The following is a 20577-nucleotide window of genomic DNA, read 5'->3' as shown; positions in this document are numbered from 1 at the left end:
ATAGAATAATACTATTAGTTAAACCCAATTCTATATTTGCAAAATGATTAAGTAAATTTACAGTTTTTAAATATAACTTCACGATTTGTAATATAAAAATTGAAATAAAAAATCTATATTGGAAAAGTTTTAGTTCATGTATGAAAGCATAAAGGTGGTCAATGTAATGCATTTAGAAAAACTAGAGATTTTAGTAGAAGTCGCTAAAACGGGGTCGATTTCAATCGCTGCAGAAAATCTTCATGTAAGTCAATCCGGTATAAGTCAAGCGATTACTAAAATAGAAGAAGAGCTAGGAATAAAAATCTTCAATCGATCTAGATTAGGGGCAAGATTAACAGTGGATGGGGTACAAATCGTGGAAAAATCACAAGAAGTACTCCTAAAATACGCAGAATTAAAAGAAATAGCACAGAAAAGTAAAGATACCCAACTCAGTGAACTTAGAGTTTCCATGGTACCTGCTTTTATTAATTACTTATTAACACCGTTAGTTGATTTTAAAAACCAACATTCAAATTTGCACATAGACATATTAGAAAACACTACTGAACGTACAATTGAAATTGTTAAAAAAAACCAAGTAAATATAGGAATCATCTGTCTTTACGAAAGCATTATGAAAGAATTAGAAGAATTTCATTATGAAGGATTAGTACCTGGAATGATGAAAGTATATGCAAAAAAAGATTCCCCTTTTGCCATCTCGAAAAAAATAACTCCTGAAGAAATTCTTCAGCAAAAATTCGTTCTATATAACGGTGACTATATAAGATGGTTTACAAATAACTTCCAACATAATATTGGAAAATTAGATATTTTATTTTCTTCCAACCATCTTGAAGAGTTATTACGAGCAATTTTAAATGGAAATGCTATAACATGGGGACCAAATTTTTCATTAAAAAATCATCCATATTTATCGAATGGTGAACTCGTTGAAATTGATCTCGTAGATTACGAACCTGTGAACTCAGAACTTGGGGTAATCACTTCAAAAAAGAAAAAATTATCGAAAGTTGAAAAACAATTTATCAATTTCTTGAAAACTGAAATCATTTCATCTTAATAAAAAAGGCAACATTTCAAATGTAGAAATGAGCCTTTTTATTTTATCAATATATCTTTCACTTTAAGATTAATTACTTAATGCATCTGATTAATCCAATTCACTCTTTCAAAAATCATTCATTATCATTCGATTGTTCTTTTTCCTTCTTTCTTTTTAGGAAAACAATTAAGCCAATGATTCCTGCTAAAAGTAATAATCCGCCTCCGATATAATACCAATAATGATTATTTTTTATTTCAACTGCTTTATTATTCAAATCTGTTGCTTCTTTACCAATCGTAAATAACTCATCCCATTCCCATACTTGAGTTCCGATGATCGCTTTCATCTTTAATCTGTATTTCCCTGGTTCAATTGGATTATTATTTAAATCGATTGCGTAATCAAAATTTGAGTTAGGTGCCATGCTCATCTCAGTTTTTTTCGAATTATATAAAACTTTATTGGAACCTTTCTTAAAGATTTGCGCATCTATACTCATATCCTTCGCAATAGAAGATTCACTATTTTGGATTGTCGCAGCAATTGTTGTTCGATAATTTACTAATTTAGGTTTAATATCAAGCAAATGTAGATCCGGCTCGACTTCCTTACTGTTTTCCGATAATTTTATTCCAACCACATATGCATATTCATTTTTTATATTAATGCTCTCACTTTTGGAACTTTTTTCAGACTCATCAATCTTTTTCTTAAAGTGGGCTGCTCCTAATATAACTCCATTATATTCTTCTTCCGGCATTGTAATCGAAAATGACACTACCTTTGATTTACCTGATGGAATAACAACTTCTTTTTGAGGTTCTTTTATTAAGCTAGTTAGTGGATACTTTAAAGATTGATCTGCATCTTTACTATTCGATTTAGAGTAATCAATCAGTCCATTATCATTAGTCGTTGCAAAAGTAATATTCGCTTGAATTGTTTCTTCTTTTTTACTATTATTAAAGACTTCAATTTTAAGATCCTGTTTTTGTCCTGGACTCATTTTTAAATCAAAATAAGATTTCAGATGATCAATTTGATTTGTCGGAATGATTGCTTTTACAGAAAAGTCGATATTATTCTCTGCTTTTACAGATAGAGGGATGAACGATAAAGTTAACAGAATAGCAGAAAAAATTAGCAATAATTTTTGACGTATAAAATCCATTTATATTCCCCTTTAGAAAATAGAGACTTTATATCATTTTCACTATAAGAGATTTAATGATGCTTCATCTAGTAGGTTGAATATAATATAAAGTCCATTCCATTAATTGTTATTTTTCAAATTAACTACTATAAACCCGGTGCATCCGTTAATGTCCACGTAATAGTTGCCTCATGATTACCAATTGTTGCTGAGCCTGCCGGTATCGTCAAAGTGACATTATCATTTAATGCCCCATCATTCACTTCCGGGTTTGGTCCAAGCCAACGAGTTACCCATGTACCATAACCATTTCCTTGTGATGCGGAAACAACAGATGATGCTGTACTTCCATCTGTATTTAAGGCAATTGTTTCAGTTGCTACCGGAGAGCCACTTGTACTTAAAGAGATTACGGAACCATTTTTTAATGTAATGACTGCACCAGGAAGAGAATCTGCTGTTCCATTTGTAAATTTACTTGCTTTAGCAGTTACTGACCAACCTTCCCCTGTTCCACGGCGATCTGACACTTGAATAAATGGCTTTTTAGATTTAGCCGAATAGGTTTCTGTTTTATTTGAAATCTCATTTACCCCGAAGTCAACTGATGAAACATAATCTAATGTTAATGAACCAGCATTCCCAGTTGGAGGATCTTTTGGATCAGTAGGACCTGATGGTTCTAATGGTTCAATTGGATTTGTTGGATCAACAGGTGTAACTGGACCAGTACCAGCAACAAATGTAATTGATCCCTTTGAATTACCTACGGACGATACCTCCGCAAAAGTTGTGTGTGCAGTTCCTACTAATGATGACATCCCAATAACACTAACAAGTGCGAGTTTTGTAATTTTCATTTCACTTTACTCCTCTAAAAATTTATTTTTTTGTTTCAACGATGTCATTATATCGTTGTAATAAAGTGATTCCCATGATGTTTTTTACCTTTGGTTTAGGTAAAAATAATACTTTGTCTTCAAAAAAATTTCACATTTAACACAAAAAAACGCATTAATAGGTGCTTCTCGTTCTGTGAAATAAATTTTTTTCTGAATTAAGACAGAACATTAGTAGCAATAATAGTAATAAAATGGACAAAATTTATGGGGATATTGAATGGATAAATCAACTAAACGGAAATTACAAATAATCAATATTTTAAGTAAACAGGATAAGTGGTTTAAAACAGGAGAATTAGCAAGTGAGTTATTATGTACTGAAAAAACAATACGAAATGATTTACAGGCAATTAATTCGAGCTTGCCTAAAGGATGGCAAATAGAAACAATCAAAGGTAAAGGAATTTATATTAATAAACCAATTTCTTCATCAATTAATCAAATTCGTTCAATTTATGTAAAAAACTCATTGAGTTTTCAAGTCATTATGCTCATACAATTTAAACAAATTACTACTATAGCAGAATTAGCAAACGCTCTTTTTATACAACAACCTGCTGTCTATTCTATACTAGACCGAGTTGAAGAATTATTGGGGGCCTATCATCTAAAATTAAAACGTGGCCCACTTGAAATAGTAGGAAGAGAATTTGAAATTCGCCTATTATGCCGTGATATTCTTGATGCTTTATACGCTCATTCAAATCAAGAATGGCCAATAGAATCATTTACATTCCAAGATATTAAAGAAATTGTTATAGCCACTACAGAAAAATTCAAATTATTTTTATATCCTTCAACAACTAAAAAGTACGTCTATTTGCTTGGAACAATGTTATATAGAATAGATAAAAAAATGCAAATTGAACTAACTAATCAATCGATAAATAAAATTTTAGATTCTGTATTTTTTAAGATTTCTAATGAAATTTGTGATCAATTAGATCATCAATATAAACATCATATTTCAATGAATGAACGAATTGCGTTCTCTTTATTAATGTCAACGCTTCCTTTTCACAGTTTTGATAATATGGAAAAAAATGAATTTTTTTACTTATATCGAAATCAAAAAACACAATATTATAAGGAACTTCACAATTTAATCGAAATATTAGAGGAAAAGACAGGTATATCTCTAAATGAAGACGAAGAATTTCTTTACACATTTCAAGACCAATTTAAGAGGAACTTTCTAATTTTTAACTCGATCGATATAAAGGAACCATCCTATTCAATCGACCGATATGTTCAAAATCAGTATCCAGAGTTATATGGAAATGTATCAGATGCCTTACAAATCTGGACTAAAAAATATTCTTATCCTGAAATTACAAGAGATCGGATTGCAAAAGCTACATTAAATATTCAAGCTTCCAAAATTAATTTATCATCTTCAAGGAAAAAGGTTTTATTATTAACAAGTAATGGTCCAGGAGTTCATCGTTATATTGAAACGAAATTGGTTACTGCTTTTGGTCATAAAATTGATTTTATTCGTCCTAAAATAGGTGAGTTTGAATCAACAATTATAAATGAACTAAACATTGAATTAGTTATTTCTGATTTCTTACTTGAAGGAGAAATCATTCATCCTGTCATTACAATTGATCCTGTACTTACTGAAAGAGATATTGATCAAATTTCAAATTTCTTAAATTCACACTCGACATAAAAAAGTAAGGCACGATCGCCTTACTTTTTTTATATTTTGATTATCTATCTTCCAAGTGTTGTTTAATAAACTGTGCAATCTCAGCATTCGCTTGTTTACTAATATTCGAAGCATTGTCCATTAATTGAAAATCATGGAACATCCCTCTCCAAACTTTGCATGTAACTTCTACTCCTTTAGCATTTGCTTTTGCCGCATAAGCTAAAATATCATCGATTAACTCTTCCCGTGCGCCAGCATGGATTAGCATAGGGGGCAAACCTCTTAAATCACCATATAGTGGTGAAATTAAAGGATTTTTCCGATTATTATTACCTATGTAAGTATCAACAATATTGATATCATTTCCATGATAATTCGCATGAATACTATCAAAATCTGAAGTGTATAATTGACTTTCTTTCGTTAAGTCTGTCGCTGGAGAGATTCCTACAACAGCTGCTGGAATGTTTCCATTTGAAGCCTTTATTTTATTTAACAAAGCAAATGCTAGATTACCACCAGCACTATCTCCAACAATAACAACTTTTGACTTTGGTCCATAATTTTTTACTAAGTAATTATAAACTTTCTCCACATCGGTTAAAGAAGCTGGAAACGGGTTTTCTGGTGAAAGCCTATACTCTATCGTAAGTACTCTATAACCTGTGTCTCTTGCTAAAATTGTACCTAAATTCCTTGAAAATTTTAACCCACCTCTAGACCAACCTCCGCCGTGTACATAAAAAACAATCTTATCTTCTGGAGATCCATTTGGAATTAACCATTCCACTTTTGTTCCTTCAATATTATCACCCTTAATTTTAATATTCGAAGGAGTTCGCACTATTTGTTTTTCAATTTCGATTCGTTTTTGCTCTAATGATGCCATTCTTCCTTCTTTTACTTTTTCTATATTTAATGCTCTAAGAGCTTCCGTTGCTTTATCGGGTTTCTCATTTTGATAGATAAGGGAAGAATTAATTTCACTTTTTACAATATTATTTGAAGCAACTAAATAATTTCCGATTAACAAACAAGTCACTAGTAAAAGAAATAAAAAAGTTTGTTTCAAATTAGCCCCCTACTTTACTGGTATTTTTTGTCATCTAATATTAAATTTTCCATTTTCTCCTTAATTACTCTGAAATAAAAAAGGTGCACAGAACTTGTGCACCTTTAGCGTGTAGACATTAAAAAGTAGGTAAATTACTTAAATTATTTGTAGGATCACCGTCAGGGTAAGAACGAAGTGTTTTATGTGGATTCTCTCCACGAGTTAGACCGGTGTTCACATCTTCAATTTGTTCAAGTTCTGCCATCGCAATGGCCTGCTCAATCCCAACTATTTCACCATTTTGAAATTTTACATCTGTAATATCACCATCGCCATTTTTTCGTACTGCGACGATATGTAATTTGTTTGGATCATCTTGATGTTCAGGATGTCCGATACCACGATTTTGAAACGACATACCAACACACCTCCATTTTTTTGACACAAAAATAGTATGGCGGGTTGAAAATATGTTTATCCTTCCAAATTCTTACAAGACGAAGGAAGATCCCACCTAGTTAACAGATTAAGTTTGTTAAACATTTCACAAAATATACACAGACAATATTGAGCAAACAATATACGATAGTTATGTAATCATTAATCCAAACAACTTTCGAAAGAAGGGAAAAATATGACAAGCGTTTTAGGCATGACAAGAGAAGGCAGATTAATTCATAAAATTGGAGATGGTTATTTCCGATATACCAAATTAAATAAAGACGAACTAAAAACATTAAATACACTTGTCAGTGAAGGTATGGCGACTGTCGTAAAAAAAGGAATTGGTTATGCGGCACTCGTTAAACTGACTGATCAAGGTAAAATTATTAATAATGAGTGTTAACTTTAATTGAAATATATGAATTAATACAACCATGAAAAATCTTAATCGTTAAAAAACCCCTTTATCTATTATTTACCCCTTTAATTAAAAGCTGACATAACTTATGTTTACAATTAAAGGGGTCTTTTTTGATGCGACAACTATGTTTTTTGTTTCATACTATGTTGAATCATTTGTTTATGCAAATGGCATAATAGATATTATAATGCTAGTTACAACAGTTTAAAACTTGTGCCAACTCAGTAAAAAACTTTAATGACTCTGGATTAGCCATCGATCCTTGGTTAACTACTTTTTTAGGAGAAAAACCTAATAATATTTTACGGATTGGAACTTCTAATTTTTTGCCACTTAAGGTTTTTGGAATTTGCTCAACTTCATAAATTTCATTAGGGACAAATCGCGGTGAAACCTTCTGCTTAATTTCTACCTTTATTTTTTCCTTTAATTCATTTGACAAAGCAACCCCATTTTTCAGTACAACAAATAATGGCATAAATGACTGACGGCCAAGTAGTTCTAAATCGATCACTAAACCTTCCATTATTTCATCAAGTGATTCAACAACTCGATAGATTTCACTTGTACCTAGACGCACTCCATGTCTATTAATAGTTGAATCTGACCTTCCATAAATTACACAACTACCTTTTTCATCAATTTTAATCCAATCTCCATGTCTCCAAATACCTGGATAAACTTCAAAATAACTTTCAAGATAACGTTCATTATCTAAATCACCCCAGAAATAAAGCGGCATAGACGGCATAGGAGAAGTAATTACAAGTTCCCCCACCTCATTAATGACTGATTTTCCCTCATCATCAAAAGATTGTACATGAGCTCCTAATGAACGACCTTGTATCTCTCCAGCATAAACAGGGAGAATCGGTGAACCTCCAACAAATGCTGTACAAACATCGGTACCTCCACTAGTTGATACAAGCCAAATGTCATCTCTTATATTTTCATATACCCACGAAAATCCTTCCACAGATAGTGGGGATCCCGTTGAACAAATAGACTTTAATTTGGAAAAACTATGTCTATCTTTTAGTTTTATTGCATGCTTCTCACACACGCTTAAGAATCCTGCACTTGTACCAAAGAATGTTACACCTACTTCTTCTGCAAGGTCCCATAATACATGTAGGCTAGGATAAGAAGGGCTTCCATCAAACAATAAAATTGTACTGCCAGATAACAAGCCTCCAACTAATTGATTCCACATCATCCAACCAGTAGTAGTAAACCAAAAAATTACATCATCTTGATTTATCCCTTGTTCAACTACTAATGTCTTAAGTTGCTCAACTAATATTCCACCTTGACTTTGTACAATTGGTTTAGGCAAACCTGTTGTCCCCGAAGAAAATAAGATCCATAGTGGATGATCAAAAGGAACACTTTCAAAAGTAAGTTCACTACTTCCCACTAATAATTCATTCCAAAGAATTGTTTCGTTTTCCATTTTGTATTCATCAACATTCACATATGGTACTAAAATTGTCTTCTTTAATGTAGGTAATTCAGACTGTAGTTCTTCAACGCTTGATAACCTATTTTGCACTTTTCCATTATAAGAATAACCATCCACCGCAATTAAAATAGTCGGTTCGATTTGTTTAAATCGGTCAATTACACTACTCGTTCCGAAATCTGGTGAACAGCTTGACCAAATTGCTCCAATGCTTGCACAAGCTAAAAAGGCAATAATCGTTTCAGGAATATTAGGCATATATGCTACAACTCGATCCCCAGGTTTAACACCTAATTCTCTTAAAGAATTTGCGACCAAGCCTGTCTTTTCCTTAAGCTCTTTCCATCTTATTTCTGTTTTTGGAGTAATTTCAGATTGAAAAATTATTGCAGATTGGTCTCCTTTATCGTTTCGAAATACATGTTCTACATAATTAATTTTAGATCCGGTAAACCATTTTGCGCCTGGCATTTTTCGCTCTTCAAGAACATGATCATATGGTGCATGGGAAATTACATTACAATATTTCCAAACGCTTTCCCAAAAGGACTCTAATTCATCGACTGACCATTTCCATAACTCACTTTGTTTATTGAAACATAGATTTTTTTCATTTTCGAGCCAGTTCATAAAATGGCTAACTCCAGCATTTTCAATTTGCTGCCTAGATGGTTCCCATAATAAAGCACCTTCAGTAATCGCTTTCATTATTACTCCTCCTAAATTAGCAATCTATTTATTTTAATAAGACAGTGTGTATTAGCTAAAATCTTTTTTCTAAAAATACTTAATATTTAAAAATTAACTATTATACTATTACACACTAAATTTACTGTCAATATCGAAAATGAATCATCGTTCAACTAAAAGCACACTTTAATAACTCAAATTGAGGAATTTTATGCCCAATGAAAATTAAGTGTATTGTTTGAGCAATTAATTGATCATCATTAAGTTCACCATCTTCACCGGGAGTCTCAGAGAATAACCTACTTAATAAATCATTTTTCTTTTCTTTTCGTCTTTCTGCAGTCTCCTCTAAAAGGTATGTCCAAATTTCTCTTACACTTCATCTAACTTGTTCACTAATTTCTTTATGATTTTCAGTCTGGTATGCGAATCAAAGAGGAGAAAGATGTCATGTTCTACAGTTGAAATAATGCTTTTGCGAATGGTGATTTCACCTCTCTTGTATTCTCACTTCAGATACTGTAAAGCTAAATAAATTAATTTCATTTTCTATCCGATTAAATCTAAGGGATAAAAACAAAAAAGCAGAGTTGAATTTTTCAACTCTGCTATTTACTTGTGTCTATTTTTGGAAAGAATAGGAAAAACTAAATTGAGATTCGATATAGTAAACTCTTGTTCAAACTAGAAAGTAGGTATAAAACATGAATGAAGATTTTTTTGCTGATTATGAAAAATTTGTTGTTCCACCTTTATATAAATACAAAGGTGAGAAACGAAAATTTAATCCTAAAGATTATGCATCTTATTACATCTTAACAGTCTCATTATATGACTCTCTTATATCAAATTGGAACGATGCGGCTAAATATGAAATTGACGTCCGAAACTGTATAGATCATGTACTAAATGACTTTAATGAAAAAAAAGGTGGTAAATATCATCTTCAATTACTCGAATTTGAAAGTGATAAATCCTATTTTGTCATTGCCTTATCTATAAAAAATAAAATTGAAAAAGAAAAAATCAATGGAATTATTTCAAAATATATTGAACAGCTTGTATCAAACTCTTTTTATATTGGACAGAGCTGGTACTGGCTAATTGGCCAAAAAGGAAAAAGAGACCGAAAACTCTTCAATATATCAATAAAGGAATACATGCACTAGCATAATAATTATTCGGCATTATATTTTTCTTTTATCTTATAAAAGGATTTTATTTGATATTATTTTTTCCTAGCCAATTCCTTTCCCATTTTTACTGTTTAAAATAATATCCTCCCCTCTTAAATTTCCCCTTCTAGACAAACTTTAACAAATCCACCTAATCGTTCTTTATACAGAACGTACTAAACCATGTATTTTTAAGGATGTATTCCCACAAAAAAAATGAGCCAATCAACTAAACGGCTCATTTATTGATTTCTGTTATTCAAAAAAAGCTAAAGTAAATTAATTTAGTCCTTTAAACCCATACTTCTCCAATATCTTCATAGACTCGTCATTTTGAAGATATTCATAGAATTGTTTAGCTTCTTTAGGTTGCTTGCTATTCTTTATAACGCCTAACGGATAAATAATTGGGTCATGTGTATTTTCAGCTGCTGTTGCTACAATCTTAACATTTGTAGATGTTAGGGCATCTGTTTTATAAACAATCCCTGCATCCACATTATTTGTTTCTACATAAGAAAGAACTTGTCTAACATCCTTACCGTATACTACTTTTCCTTCAACCGCTTTCCAAACTTTCAAATCTTCCAATGTTTCTTTACCATATTTTCCTGCTGGTACAGCTTCTGGAGTACCGATTGAAATTTTATCCGCTTTCGCAAGGTCTTCAAAAGATGTAATTTGTTTAGTTGAATCTTTTGGCACTATTAAAACTAATTCATTTCCAACTACATCTCTGCCTTCACTCTTATCAATAAGACCTGCTTGTACTAAATTATTAAATTTGTCCTCTGCAGCCGAGAAGAAAAGATCTACCGGTGCTCCTTGAGAAATTTGTTGTTGTAATGCTCCCGATGCTCCAAAGTTAAAGTTTATTTTCACATTCGGATTAGCCTTTTCAAAGTTTGCTTTAATATCATTTAGTGCATCTTGTAAACTAGCTGCAGCTGAAATCGTCAATTCCACATTCTTTTGAGAAACTTCTTGTTTCTGTGCTGTTGACTTTTTAGCTTGGTCATTTGTTGAACAACCAGATACAACTAGTCCTAATAACATCATTGAAAAAAATAGAGAAAAAAGTTTTTTCATTCCTCATCTACCTTCCATATCAAAATATAACTAATTATATCTAATTATATTTAGTTATAACTAAATAAGAAATAACTTTTTTTAAATTTACATTAAATTTAATAGGAATATGCTTTTTAAAAGCCATTGAGTTAAAATAGATAATGGAGGGATGGAAATGACGATGGAACTTTCCTATACAATCGAAGAAGTGTCACAGTTTTTAAAAGTATCCAAATTAACCATTTATGATCTTGTCAAAAAAGGTGAATTACCTGTATTCCGTGTTGGAAGACAGATGAGAATAGCAGCAAATGACTTGGACAATTACATAAAAAACAATAAAACAAATCAAAATACCATATTGCCTACCTCTGTTTTTGAACCTCGCAGAAGCGATTCAAAGGAATCTAATCATGTTGTTATTAGTGGACAAGATTTAGTTTTAGATATGCTTGGTAAACAGATCGAGAAAAATTCAACTTATAAATCATTAAGATCTTTTACTGGGAGCTTAAACAGCCTTATTTCTATGTATAATGGAGAATGTGATATCGTTAGCCTACACCTTTTTGACGGGGATACAGGTGAATATAATCTACCTTATCTTAAAAAAGTTTTAGTGGGCCATTCATTTATTTTAATCAACCTTCTATCTCGGAAAGCTGGCTTATACGTAAAAAAAGGTAACCCTTTAAAGATTACCACTTGGAAAGATTTAGAACGTCAAGATATAAAGATTGTAAATAGAGAGAAAGGTTCGGGCGCACGTATCCTTCTTGATGAACAACTCCGTATCAACGAAATTTCATCTAAAAAGATTAACGGATATGAGCATGAACAGAGCAATCATTTAAGCGTGGCTTCCGCTATTTCTACTGGAGTAGCAGATGTTGGGGTCGGAATTGAAAAAGCTGCTAAAATTGTTGGAATTGATTTTATTCCATTGATTACAGAGCAATATGATCTCGTTATTTTAAAAACTCCTGCAAATGAACGACTCATCAGTATTGTCAAAGAAATATTATCTTCAAATCAGTTTCAATTAGAGGTTGATTCTTTAGGAGATTATGATACCTCTATGACAGGAAAAATTATATATGAGACAAATTGAAAGAAGGCTACTCAAATTGCAGCCTTCTTTTTTACTACTTATTGGCAAAGTAAAGTCATTCTAAAAAGATCAAATCACTCATGATTTGGTCCTATTTTTTAAAGTTCTTTACTATAAGGAGTTAAAACAAGCTCACATCATACATTGTATTAACAGAAGATTTTTTATTTAAGGATTTAATTTCTTCTTCAATTCCCTGACAATTCCTTACGATTTCTTTTATATGTGAAATAATTTGTAAACATTCAAATGAAGGAATCACTTTAGATTCTTCGTCACACTCAATTAGCTTTATGCCAAATTCAATTTCTAAACTAATGATTGATTCTTTCATGTCAGCTTCATTAATAGAAAATTTCTGTGCTGCAATCGTAAAGGAACCACTCTCTAAAACTTCACATAGATGACTTAATTGTTCAATATTCATTTAGTTCCCTCCATACTCCACGATGTTCTCTTTCTTGTTCTAGTTTTATTATATTAAGTGTTGATGTGATTTTAATTTTGATAAAAAGTATCAATATTGGTTTTTCTGATTAAATAATGATTTTTCGTATATAAATGTGTATGTTATCTCCTTCCTAAAAACCAATTGAACAAACTCAATTGATTCCAACTCCAATAAAGAAAAATTCTACAATTTAAATTGATTTCCCTTTGATTTAAACTTGGGTTATTTTCGCCTTGATTTTATTGAATTTTCGAGTTTGATACTGCTATTTTCAGGAAAAACCTATGTTAAATAGGCCAATATTATTTTACTCAAATAGAAAAACCACCTATAATTGGTGGTTTTATTAGGGATTCTTTATTCTTGAAATCTTTTTAACTATAAATATGCATTTGGGGTAATTTCGTTAAAAACTAATAATTTTTCCAGTGGCAAGTATGCACTCCACACAAATATTTTGGTAAATTTATTTCCTATATTCCAATAGACGAGTCTGTTTGTTACTTAATGAATCTTTCTCTATCTATTCCTTCAATCCATATCCCTATAATTGGTGGTACGTATATTTAGTAAGTTTCTAAAATTTGACATAAAAATGATGGAGAAAAGCTATACAAGCATGATACTCTCAAGATGTAATAAATAAGATTGGAAACGGAGGTAGCAAAAAAATAATTGCACTTTTGTTTTTTTGTGCAATTTTTCATGAGTCACATGATGGTACAAGCAGGTTCAGGATCTCTAAGTTATTAAGTCTAGTAATATGAAAGGCTGGTACAATTGATTGTTAAATTTCTTATATCCTAGCATAATCATCCCTACTTTTTTTATCCTATTTTTTGGATATCAATTTCTAAAAGGTTCAATAACTCTCCTAAAACTTCTTTATTGGCTAATCTTTGGTATTTACTTTACATGTCTTATTAATTTCACTTTATTTCCTTTCCCCTTTCAAAAATATTTAATTCAAGTAATGATAGAAGATCAGTTAGGATTTAATCATAATTTTATTCCCTTTAAATCGATTGTGGATACCGCCAATTATGGCTCAATTTCAATTGTTCTAAAACAAATTGCTGGTAATGTCTTATTATTCATACCACTAGGATTTGCATTCCCTATTCTATTTATAAAAATAACAAACAGAAAAACGATTTTAATAGGTTTTACATTAAGTCTAGCAATAGAATTAATTCAAGCTACTTCTGGACTGTTCCTTGGCTATAACTACAGATCATGTAATATTGATGACTTAATACTAAATACAATTGGAACAATTATAGGATTAGCTAGTTATAAAGCAAGTTCTAGGTACTTTAAAAGTTATGAAGAATTCGTAGATAAAAACCAAACTTCGTAAATTTCCTATATTTTTAAAAATCCCTACACAGAAAATAGGGGTTGTTAAAGTAATCAACCCCTTTGTTACAAAATATTCTTATTTAAGCTACAATTTCTTTTTTGCTTTGAACCGCTACATTTTTAGTAAGTAAGCTAACAACGACTAAAAATACTAGATTTACAACTAAGCCAATTACACCGATATTCAAATCTTTAATGTATTGAGGCAGTGCTGGAAATAATGATCCAATTGTTGTATTACTTATAGTCACATAAGTAACTGTTGCAACTCCAGTAAAAATACCAGCGAATGCTCCTTGCTTCGTTACAAAGTTCTTTTTCATTAAACTAAAGACAAGTGTTGGGAATAATTGAGTAACTAGACTGTATCCCATTAAAAGTAGAGTTACTAATGTAGTTCCACCATTAAATGTGAAATAAACTGCGAATAAGGCTACCACAGGAACAAGGTATTTAGCTAAAACAGCAACTTGCTTTTCTGTAGCAGATGGTACAAACACTTTATAAATATTTTTTGATATTAAAGTAGCAGATGCCATTAGAATCATCGAGCCTGGCACGATTGCGGTCAATACTCCTGCTCCACCAATGATTCCAACAAACCACGGGTTAAAAGATTGTTTACTTAATTTTAATAAAGACAAATCCGCATCCGGACCTTGTAATCCAGGAACTTGAAGAATTGCTGCAAATCCAACGAAAAATACAAAAAGCAACACAAGTTGGTATAAAGGCATAATAATCGCATTTTTACGAAATACATTTTCACTTTTAGCTGAATAAATAGAACCGAAAGTATGCGGCCACATGTAAAAACCTAAAGCTGTTAGAAGAACCGTAGAATTAAACCAAGATACACTTAATCCCTCTTTTGGGAGACTTAGAAAACCTGGTTTAGCTTGATCAACTGCTTCAAACATCGCTTGGAATCCACCATAATAATGCAATGGAAGATAGATTCCTAGAAAAAGAACAACACCAAGAATCATAATGTCCTTTAATGCTGCAGTCCATGCAGATCCATGGATACCAGATATCATAACATAGATAGTCACTGAAATAGCACCTATCCAAATCGCAAAAGTTGGTGAAATCAATCCATAAGAAGCCTCCGAAACGATGCTTCCCAACCCTTTTAATTGTAGAACTAAGTAGGGAATTACAGCAGATACACCAACTAGTGAAACTAAAACGCCAAGGCCTTTACTTTTGTATTTACTTGCGAAAAAGTCAGGTTGAGACATTAAATTATTTTCTTTAGCATATTTCCATATTTTTGGAAGCAACCAATATGACATAATATAAGCAAGTGCACCGTAAGCAGTGATGTAGTAGGTTGGACCTCCTTTTCCATAAGCCCAGCCACTTCCACCTAGGAAAGTAAAAGTTGTATAGATTTCGCCAGCCATTAAGAGAAAGACAAAAATAGTACCAAATCCTCTTCCTCCAACACTCCATTGCTCAAGATTCATGTCTTTTCCTTTCCTAGCTTGTACACCTAGAAAAATCGATACAGCAAGAAAGAGAAAAATTATAATTAATGCACTATTCATCTTATCTGTCCCCCTTATTAGCCGAATCTAATTTAAAGATAATCCACATAACTGGTGTTGAAAAAACAGTCCATAGTACAACCCAAAAAAGGAGAAAAGGCATTCCTAATACAAATGGTTCAACGTGGTTTGCCCAAGATGAAAAGCCCAGAATAGCAATAAAAGGAATAAGTGCTAACAAATGATAGATTTTCAAAAATTGTTCCCCACTTTCAATTTAAAATTTATATTAGTTTAAATATTCAGAAATATAAGTTTAGATTAAGTAGATCCTTGTAAAAAAAGGGTCTACTTAATCATAAGTCTATCAATCTAGAAGCTTAAATGTAGCATGAACAAATAATTTCACACCAATTTCCAATGCGTCCTCGTCTATTGTAAAACGAGCATGATGATGAGGATAAGCAATATCTTTCTCTTTGTTTCCTGCTCCCACATAGAAGAAAGTACCTGGTGCCTTTTGTTGGAAAGCAGAGAAATCTTCACCACCCATGTTTGGTTTCATAAGGTCGAGTGTCTTTTCATCAAACACTTCTAGAATGGTTTCTTCAATAGCCTTCGTAATATGCTCGTCGTTGATAACTGGGCGATATCCAAGCTCATAATTAAATTTGTATTGTGCACCATGTGCCTCAGTTATACCTTTTATAACTCTTTCCATAAGTTCAGGAACCGATTTCCTAAGTTCGGCGTTGAAACTACGAACGGTACCACAGATTTCAACTGAACCTGGGATTACGTTATGAGTTGTACCGCCAATAAACTTTGTAACAGAAAGTACTAGATTATCAAGCGGATTAGTATTTCTTGAAACGATATGTTGAAGATTCGTTACCACTTGGGAAGCTATAGCAATCGAATCGATCGTGTCATGAGGAAGCGCTGCATGTCCACCCTTACCTTCAACAGTGATATAGAAAGTATCTGGGGCAGCCATCATCGGTCCGTAAGCTACACCTACTGTACCTAGTTTCATAGGAGCCCAAAGATGAGCACCAATTATCATGTCTACTCCATCCATTACACCTGCTTGTACCATTTCCTCTGCACCACCGGGGAACAGCTCTTCAGCATGTTGAAACAAAAAGCGAACTTCACCTTTGATCTTATCTTTTAAACTAGTTAAAATTTTTGCTGTGCCTAGAAGCATTGCTGTATGACCATCGTGCCCACAAGCATGCATTACACCCGGATTTTTAGAAGTAAATTCAAAAGTGTTTTCTTCCTCGATCGGTAAAGCATCCATATCTGCACGAATTGCTAGCACCTTACCTGGCTGAGAACCAATCAGACGAGCCATAACACTCGTCTTTGTTGGACGAGATATCTCTAAATTCCCGAAAGATTGAAGTGTATCATACACGTATTGAGCTGTTTTTTCTTCATGAAAAGATAACTCCGGATACTGATGAAAATGCCTTCTCCACATAATTACTTCTTCTTTTGTTTGCTCTACTAAACTATCTAATGATATTGTTTGCATAATTGTATCTCCCTCTATTTATTATTAGATAACTGAAGTACAGTATGATAAAGTACATTAGCACCGTCTGTACAATCTTCCTTTGAACTCCATTCAGCAGGATTATGACTTATCCCATCCTTTGAACGGATAAAAAGCATCCCTATAGGGCAGAGACTTGTAAGCTGCATGCAATCGTGCCCAGCTCCACTTGGGAGAAAAAATGGTTCCACACCAATCGTTTCACAAGCAAGTTTTGCTATACCTTGAATTTCATTAGAGCATAATGAAGGTGCAATTCGTTGCAGAACTTCAATTTCTAATCCTACACCACGTTGTTCACATAAAATTTTTGATTCTTCTAAAATTCGATTTTCAACCTCATCACGAATTGCCTCATTAACATCGCGAAGATCCAAGGTAAATTCAACCTTCCCGGGAATTATATTGATTCCTCCAGGAAATAGCTGCAATTGACCAACTGTTCCAACCGTTGAACGTGTCTTAGCTGATTCAGTTTCAATTAGTTGAACAATCTGGGAAGCGGCAACTAAAGCATCATTACGGTCATTCATTGGGGTTGTCCCCGCATGCCCTGCTCTGCCTTCAATTGTGAACTTAAGCCACAACGGTCCGGCGATTCCTGTAACAATACCAACCGATAAATTATCGTTTTCAAGCACCTTACCTTGTTCAATATGTAATTCTACATAGGCTTTTACTGATCCAATACTTCTGACTGACTGATCAATTAATAATGGGTCATAACCTGCATCGATCATCGCTTGAGCTACTGTAATTCCTTGTTGATCCTTATTTTGTAGTTCTTCCAAAGTGAGTGTTCCAGCAATTCCTCGACTCCCAATCATTCCAAAGCTAAATCTTGCTCCTTCTTCATCTGTAAATACAATCACTTCAATTGGATGGACTGTTGTGATTCCCTGCTCATTCATCGTCTGGAGTATTTCAATTCCTGAGAGAACACCAAGTGGTCCGTCAAAGTTTCCGCCGTTATATACAGAATCAACGTGTGAGCCTACTAGAACAACTGATGCGTTTTGATTAGTTCCTTCTTTACGTCCAATAAGATTTCCAACGGAATCTTCGTAAACTTTTAATCCTGCTTCAACCATATAGGAAGTAACTAATTCCTTAGCTTTTCTCTCATCTTCAGTAAAGGACAAACGAGTAATTCCACCAGACTCTTGTTTTCCTATGGATCCTAATTCCATTAGGCGATTCCACAATCTTTCCTGATTAATCATTTTTCCTCCTACAATAAAGTTTGTATTTTAGGTCTATTTATGGTTATGACCATAACTATATCATTAATCATTTAGTTTGTTAAGTAATAATATTCAGAATATTGTATAAAAACTGAAAAAAATCTTAATCACCTGTCAAAGGCTTATTTTATATATGTTTCTAGGTCTTCCACGCGAATAAGGTGTTTCCTCTCCAATTACCTGAGCAATTCCTTGTTCTTCTAATTCTTTTAAAATTCTACGCGCACTTCTCGGCATGATTTGCATATACTGTGCCAGCTCGTGTGCTCCAATTTCACTCTTTCCTATTTTTTTAAGAATAGATTCTAGCTTACTAAGTGTCGAAATACTTAAAGATGTTTGTTCGCTTATTTTTTGTAGCTCTTTTGAGACATAAGAATAGGTAATTTGTTCTTCTCTTCCCAATGGTCCCGCTATCGTTTGATTATCGAGTGCAACCATCCAACTTCCTTTTCCATACTCTCTAGCATGAAATAAAGCTCTTCCGGCATGAATTTCCGCTTCATAAGCCGTTTTACCAATTCCAATGCCACAAGTAATTACTTCTTTCTTTAATTCTTCAAGATCTTCCAAATTCGGTATAATTGAAAATTCATTCGTTATATCCTGTAAAAGCCCTCGTGTTGTAAAAATGACATATCTACCAGGACCAGCAGATTTAAGTGATCCTTGCACTTTATTTGCGTAAACAAGAAGCTTCTCTGCCATTTTAATTTCTATTTTGTATATTTCATCAGTCGAAAAAGTATCCTTCGCCAATCCAAAATAAGAGTCGATCTCAATCATTTGAACTGCAATTTGGCTTTCTTTAAAATGTAACATCTCATAAGTTCGAAGTGCTAAATTTAGTACAGACTCAATAGCTGACTTAGCAGGAAGTACTCGATAAACAGGAACACCCATTTTCTCAAGTTCTATATGTGCCGACCTGAGACATGTAACTGCTGCTTTTGTTTTTCCACTTTTCCATAACTCATAGTGGTATCCTGCAAGTACCTCCGCATCAACTTCTCCTTCATAATATTTCAAAAATAGGTTATCAGCTTTAATCTCTGCTTCGTCTAAAATACTTTTGAGTTCATCAAAATGGAAGTTATCAAAGCTAATTTGCTCCATTGCAATCTGGTTATGATAAAATATTTGTAACAAGGTTTTATAAAGACTTGGTCCAGTGTGTGGTGTGAAAAACATAGGTTTTGTAATTCCACCCCAACTTTTTGCGATTGCATAAGGGACCTTACCTGAAAAGAGCCAAATATCAAAATCATTTGCAATAGGACTTAATAAATCAATAATTTCCTCTTCTCTCCAATAGATGATCGGGGTACATTCAAATTCTGGGTATTCCTTTATTACAGATTGAATAACATCAATCGAATCATCAGATCCAAGTAAACCTAAACGGATTTTTTTCATCTTTTCCTCCACTACTCTAAAATAAATAAAATTCCTAAAATGGTAATGCAGCAGGCAATCAACTTTGCCGCTGTAATTTTTTCTTTATAATAAATTCTTGCTAAAAACAACGCAAATATTGGTGAGGTATAGGCTAAGGCTACAACTAGAGTCCCGTTGGCAATCTTTAAGGCTGCAAACAATGCGATCCATTGAGTAATCGCAAGCACACCACGAATCGAAAGGTGTATATTCAGTTTTGGATACCAAATTTTCGGACGATGTATTAAATAGATGATTAGGGCAATTCCACTCGCTCTGAAAAAGTAAAGTGTAGGAGCATTTATCCATTGATGAACGAGCAGTTGTTGTGTAGGAACCATGCTGAGTCCAGCAGAAACTGCAGCTGCAACCCCTAATAAATTTCCCGGTTTTTTAATTTCTACTAATGGAGATAACATGTTTCTACCTTTTACATTTAGAAAATATACACCAAGCACTATAAGTAGGACAGGAATTAATATATGTACATCAAATCCGTGCAATATGCTATTTGGAATAAACGTGAATAATGGAGTTAGCGCAGTATACACTGCTAGTTGAGATACTTCTATTCGTCCTAGCGCTAAGAAAAATGATACATTGGACAATGCATCTAAAATAATTACAATGATTAATAAACCTATTGTAGCTGGAGTAACAGAAAAGGAATAATACCACGGCATTACGCAGCCTAACAATATGGTGACTACCAGAAAAGATGTTACAATAAAGCTATTATTATCCTTCATTTGCAATGTGATTTTTTTTGCATACAGCGCATTTACTGCATTCAAAAAAGAGCTAATTAATGCAAGAAAAAACATATTCTTTT

19 protein-coding genes are annotated in these 20577 nt (G+C 32.9%); 6 read left to right on the top strand and 13 right to left on the bottom strand.

Translation table 11 applies throughout. The features are described from left to right. The first annotated feature begins 166 nt into the window (after nucleotides 1–166). Nucleotides 167–1069, top strand: a complete 903-nt coding sequence (locus AB1282_RS10710; protein ID WP_429899062.1) for a LysR family transcriptional regulator — start codon at nucleotides 167–169, stop codon at nucleotides 1067–1069. Nucleotides 1070–1184: 115 nt separating this feature from the next. On the opposite strand, the gene AB1282_RS10705 is transcribed toward AB1282_RS10710, so the two are convergent. Together AB1282_RS10705 and AB1282_RS10700 are read right to left on the bottom strand one after the other, a co-directional pair. Next, complete coding sequence (locus AB1282_RS10705) at nucleotides 1185–2225, bottom strand: DUF916 and DUF3324 domain-containing protein (RefSeq protein WP_429899061.1); 1041 nt, start codon at nucleotides 2223–2225, stop codon at nucleotides 1185–1187. Between the two features lie 128 nt (nucleotides 2226–2353). After that, on the bottom strand, nucleotides 2354–3067 hold the full coding sequence (locus AB1282_RS10700; protein ID WP_056471622.1) for a WxL domain-containing protein: 714 nt from the start codon (nucleotides 3065–3067) through the stop codon (nucleotides 2354–2356). Nucleotides 3068–3326: 259 nt separating this feature from the next. Here AB1282_RS10700 and AB1282_RS10695 point away from each other — a divergent pair, with 259 nt between their 5' ends. After that, nucleotides 3327–4784, top strand: coding sequence for a BglG family transcription antiterminator (locus tag AB1282_RS10695; RefSeq protein ID WP_056471619.1), 1458 nt, complete (start codon nucleotides 3327–3329; stop codon nucleotides 4782–4784). 40 nt (nucleotides 4785–4824) lie between these two features. On the opposite strand, the gene AB1282_RS10690 is transcribed toward AB1282_RS10695, so the two are convergent. Beyond that, nucleotides 4825–5838, bottom strand: a complete 1014-nt coding sequence (locus tag AB1282_RS10690) for an alpha/beta hydrolase (protein ID WP_056471616.1) — start codon at nucleotides 5836–5838, stop codon at nucleotides 4825–4827. A 118-nt stretch (nucleotides 5839–5956) separates the two neighbouring features. After that, nucleotides 5957–6238 (bottom strand): DUF3892 domain-containing protein, encoded by a 282-nt coding sequence (locus AB1282_RS10685; RefSeq protein WP_056471613.1) that lies wholly within the window; start codon nucleotides 6236–6238, stop codon nucleotides 5957–5959. Nucleotides 6239–6454: 216 nt separating this feature from the next. On the opposite strand from AB1282_RS10685, the gene AB1282_RS10680 reads away from it, so the two are divergent. Next, complete coding sequence (locus AB1282_RS10680; protein ID WP_056471612.1) at nucleotides 6455–6667, top strand: hypothetical protein; 213 nt, start codon at nucleotides 6455–6457, stop codon at nucleotides 6665–6667. A 208-nt stretch (nucleotides 6668–6875) separates the two neighbouring features. Here AB1282_RS10680 and AB1282_RS10675 read toward each other — a convergent pair whose 3' ends face one another. After that, nucleotides 6876–8855: an acetoacetate--CoA ligase gene (locus AB1282_RS10675; protein WP_429899060.1), complete on the bottom strand. Its 1980-nt coding sequence runs from the start codon at nucleotides 8853–8855 to the stop codon at nucleotides 6876–6878. Between the two features lie 686 nt (nucleotides 8856–9541). Here AB1282_RS10675 and AB1282_RS10670 point away from each other — a divergent pair. After that, nucleotides 9542–10006, top strand: coding sequence for a hypothetical protein (locus AB1282_RS10670; protein ID WP_056471610.1), 465 nt, complete (start codon nucleotides 9542–9544; stop codon nucleotides 10004–10006). 285 nt (nucleotides 10007–10291) lie between these two features. Here the strand turns inward: AB1282_RS10670 and modA are convergent, their stop codons facing one another. Then, nucleotides 10292–11101 (bottom strand): molybdate ABC transporter substrate-binding protein, encoded by an 810-nt coding sequence (gene modA, locus AB1282_RS10665; protein ID WP_429899059.1) that lies wholly within the window; start codon nucleotides 11099–11101, stop codon nucleotides 10292–10294. Between the two features lie 157 nt (nucleotides 11102–11258). On the opposite strand from modA, the gene AB1282_RS10660 reads away from it, so the two are divergent. Continuing rightward, nucleotides 11259–12194: a substrate-binding domain-containing protein gene (locus tag AB1282_RS10660; RefSeq protein ID WP_390312454.1), complete on the top strand. Its 936-nt coding sequence runs from the start codon at nucleotides 11259–11261 to the stop codon at nucleotides 12192–12194. Between the two features lie 121 nt (nucleotides 12195–12315). Here the strand turns inward: AB1282_RS10660 and AB1282_RS10655 are convergent, their stop codons facing one another. Further along, on the bottom strand, nucleotides 12316–12621 hold the full coding sequence (locus AB1282_RS10655) for a LysR family transcriptional regulator (RefSeq protein ID WP_056471602.1): 306 nt from the start codon (nucleotides 12619–12621) through the stop codon (nucleotides 12316–12318). Nucleotides 12622–13429: 808 nt separating this feature from the next. Here AB1282_RS10655 and AB1282_RS10650 point away from each other — a divergent pair. Then, a complete protein-coding gene (locus AB1282_RS10650; RefSeq protein ID WP_056471601.1) occupies nucleotides 13430–14005 on the top strand; it encodes a VanZ family protein in 576 nt (191 codons plus the stop codon). Between the two features lie 82 nt (nucleotides 14006–14087). Here the strand turns inward: AB1282_RS10650 and AB1282_RS10645 are convergent, their stop codons facing one another. The 6 genes from AB1282_RS10645 to AB1282_RS10620 form a co-directional block, all read right to left on the bottom strand. Then, entirely contained in the window at nucleotides 14088–15560 is a 1473-nt protein-coding gene (locus tag AB1282_RS10645) for a sodium:solute symporter family protein (RefSeq protein ID WP_056471597.1), read from the bottom strand. A 1-nt stretch (nucleotide 15561) separates the two neighbouring features. Further along, nucleotides 15562–15756, bottom strand: coding sequence for a DUF3311 domain-containing protein (locus AB1282_RS10640; RefSeq protein ID WP_056471596.1), 195 nt, complete (start codon nucleotides 15754–15756; stop codon nucleotides 15562–15564). 111 nt (nucleotides 15757–15867) lie between these two features. Further along, the gene (locus tag AB1282_RS10635; RefSeq protein ID WP_429899058.1) at nucleotides 15868–17043 is read right to left on the bottom strand and encodes a M20 family metallopeptidase; all 1176 of its coding nucleotides are present in this window, start codon (nucleotides 17041–17043) and stop codon (nucleotides 15868–15870) included. Between the two features lie 14 nt (nucleotides 17044–17057). After that, nucleotides 17058–18287 carry a Zn-dependent hydrolase gene (locus tag AB1282_RS10630; protein WP_056471592.1) on the bottom strand — a complete coding sequence of 410 codons (1230 nt, stop codon included), beginning with the start codon at nucleotides 18285–18287 and terminating at the stop codon, nucleotides 17058–17060. 135 nt (nucleotides 18288–18422) lie between these two features. Next, nucleotides 18423–19724, bottom strand: a complete 1302-nt coding sequence (locus tag AB1282_RS10625) for a hypothetical protein (RefSeq protein ID WP_056471589.1) — start codon at nucleotides 19722–19724, stop codon at nucleotides 18423–18425. An 11-nt stretch (nucleotides 19725–19735) separates the two neighbouring features. Continuing rightward, nucleotides 19736–20569 (bottom strand): DMT family transporter, encoded by an 834-nt coding sequence (locus tag AB1282_RS10620; RefSeq protein ID WP_056471585.1) that lies wholly within the window; start codon nucleotides 20567–20569, stop codon nucleotides 19736–19738. Nucleotides 20570–20577: the final 8 nt, after the last annotated feature.

It is taken from the genome of Gottfriedia sp. S16(2024) (assembly GCF_050473765.1).
Lineage (GTDB): Bacteria > Bacillota > Bacilli > Bacillales > Bacillaceae_G > Gottfriedia.
The sequence above is the reverse complement of the archived record's forward strand: the minus strand, read 5'-3'. Positions and strand labels throughout refer to the sequence as shown.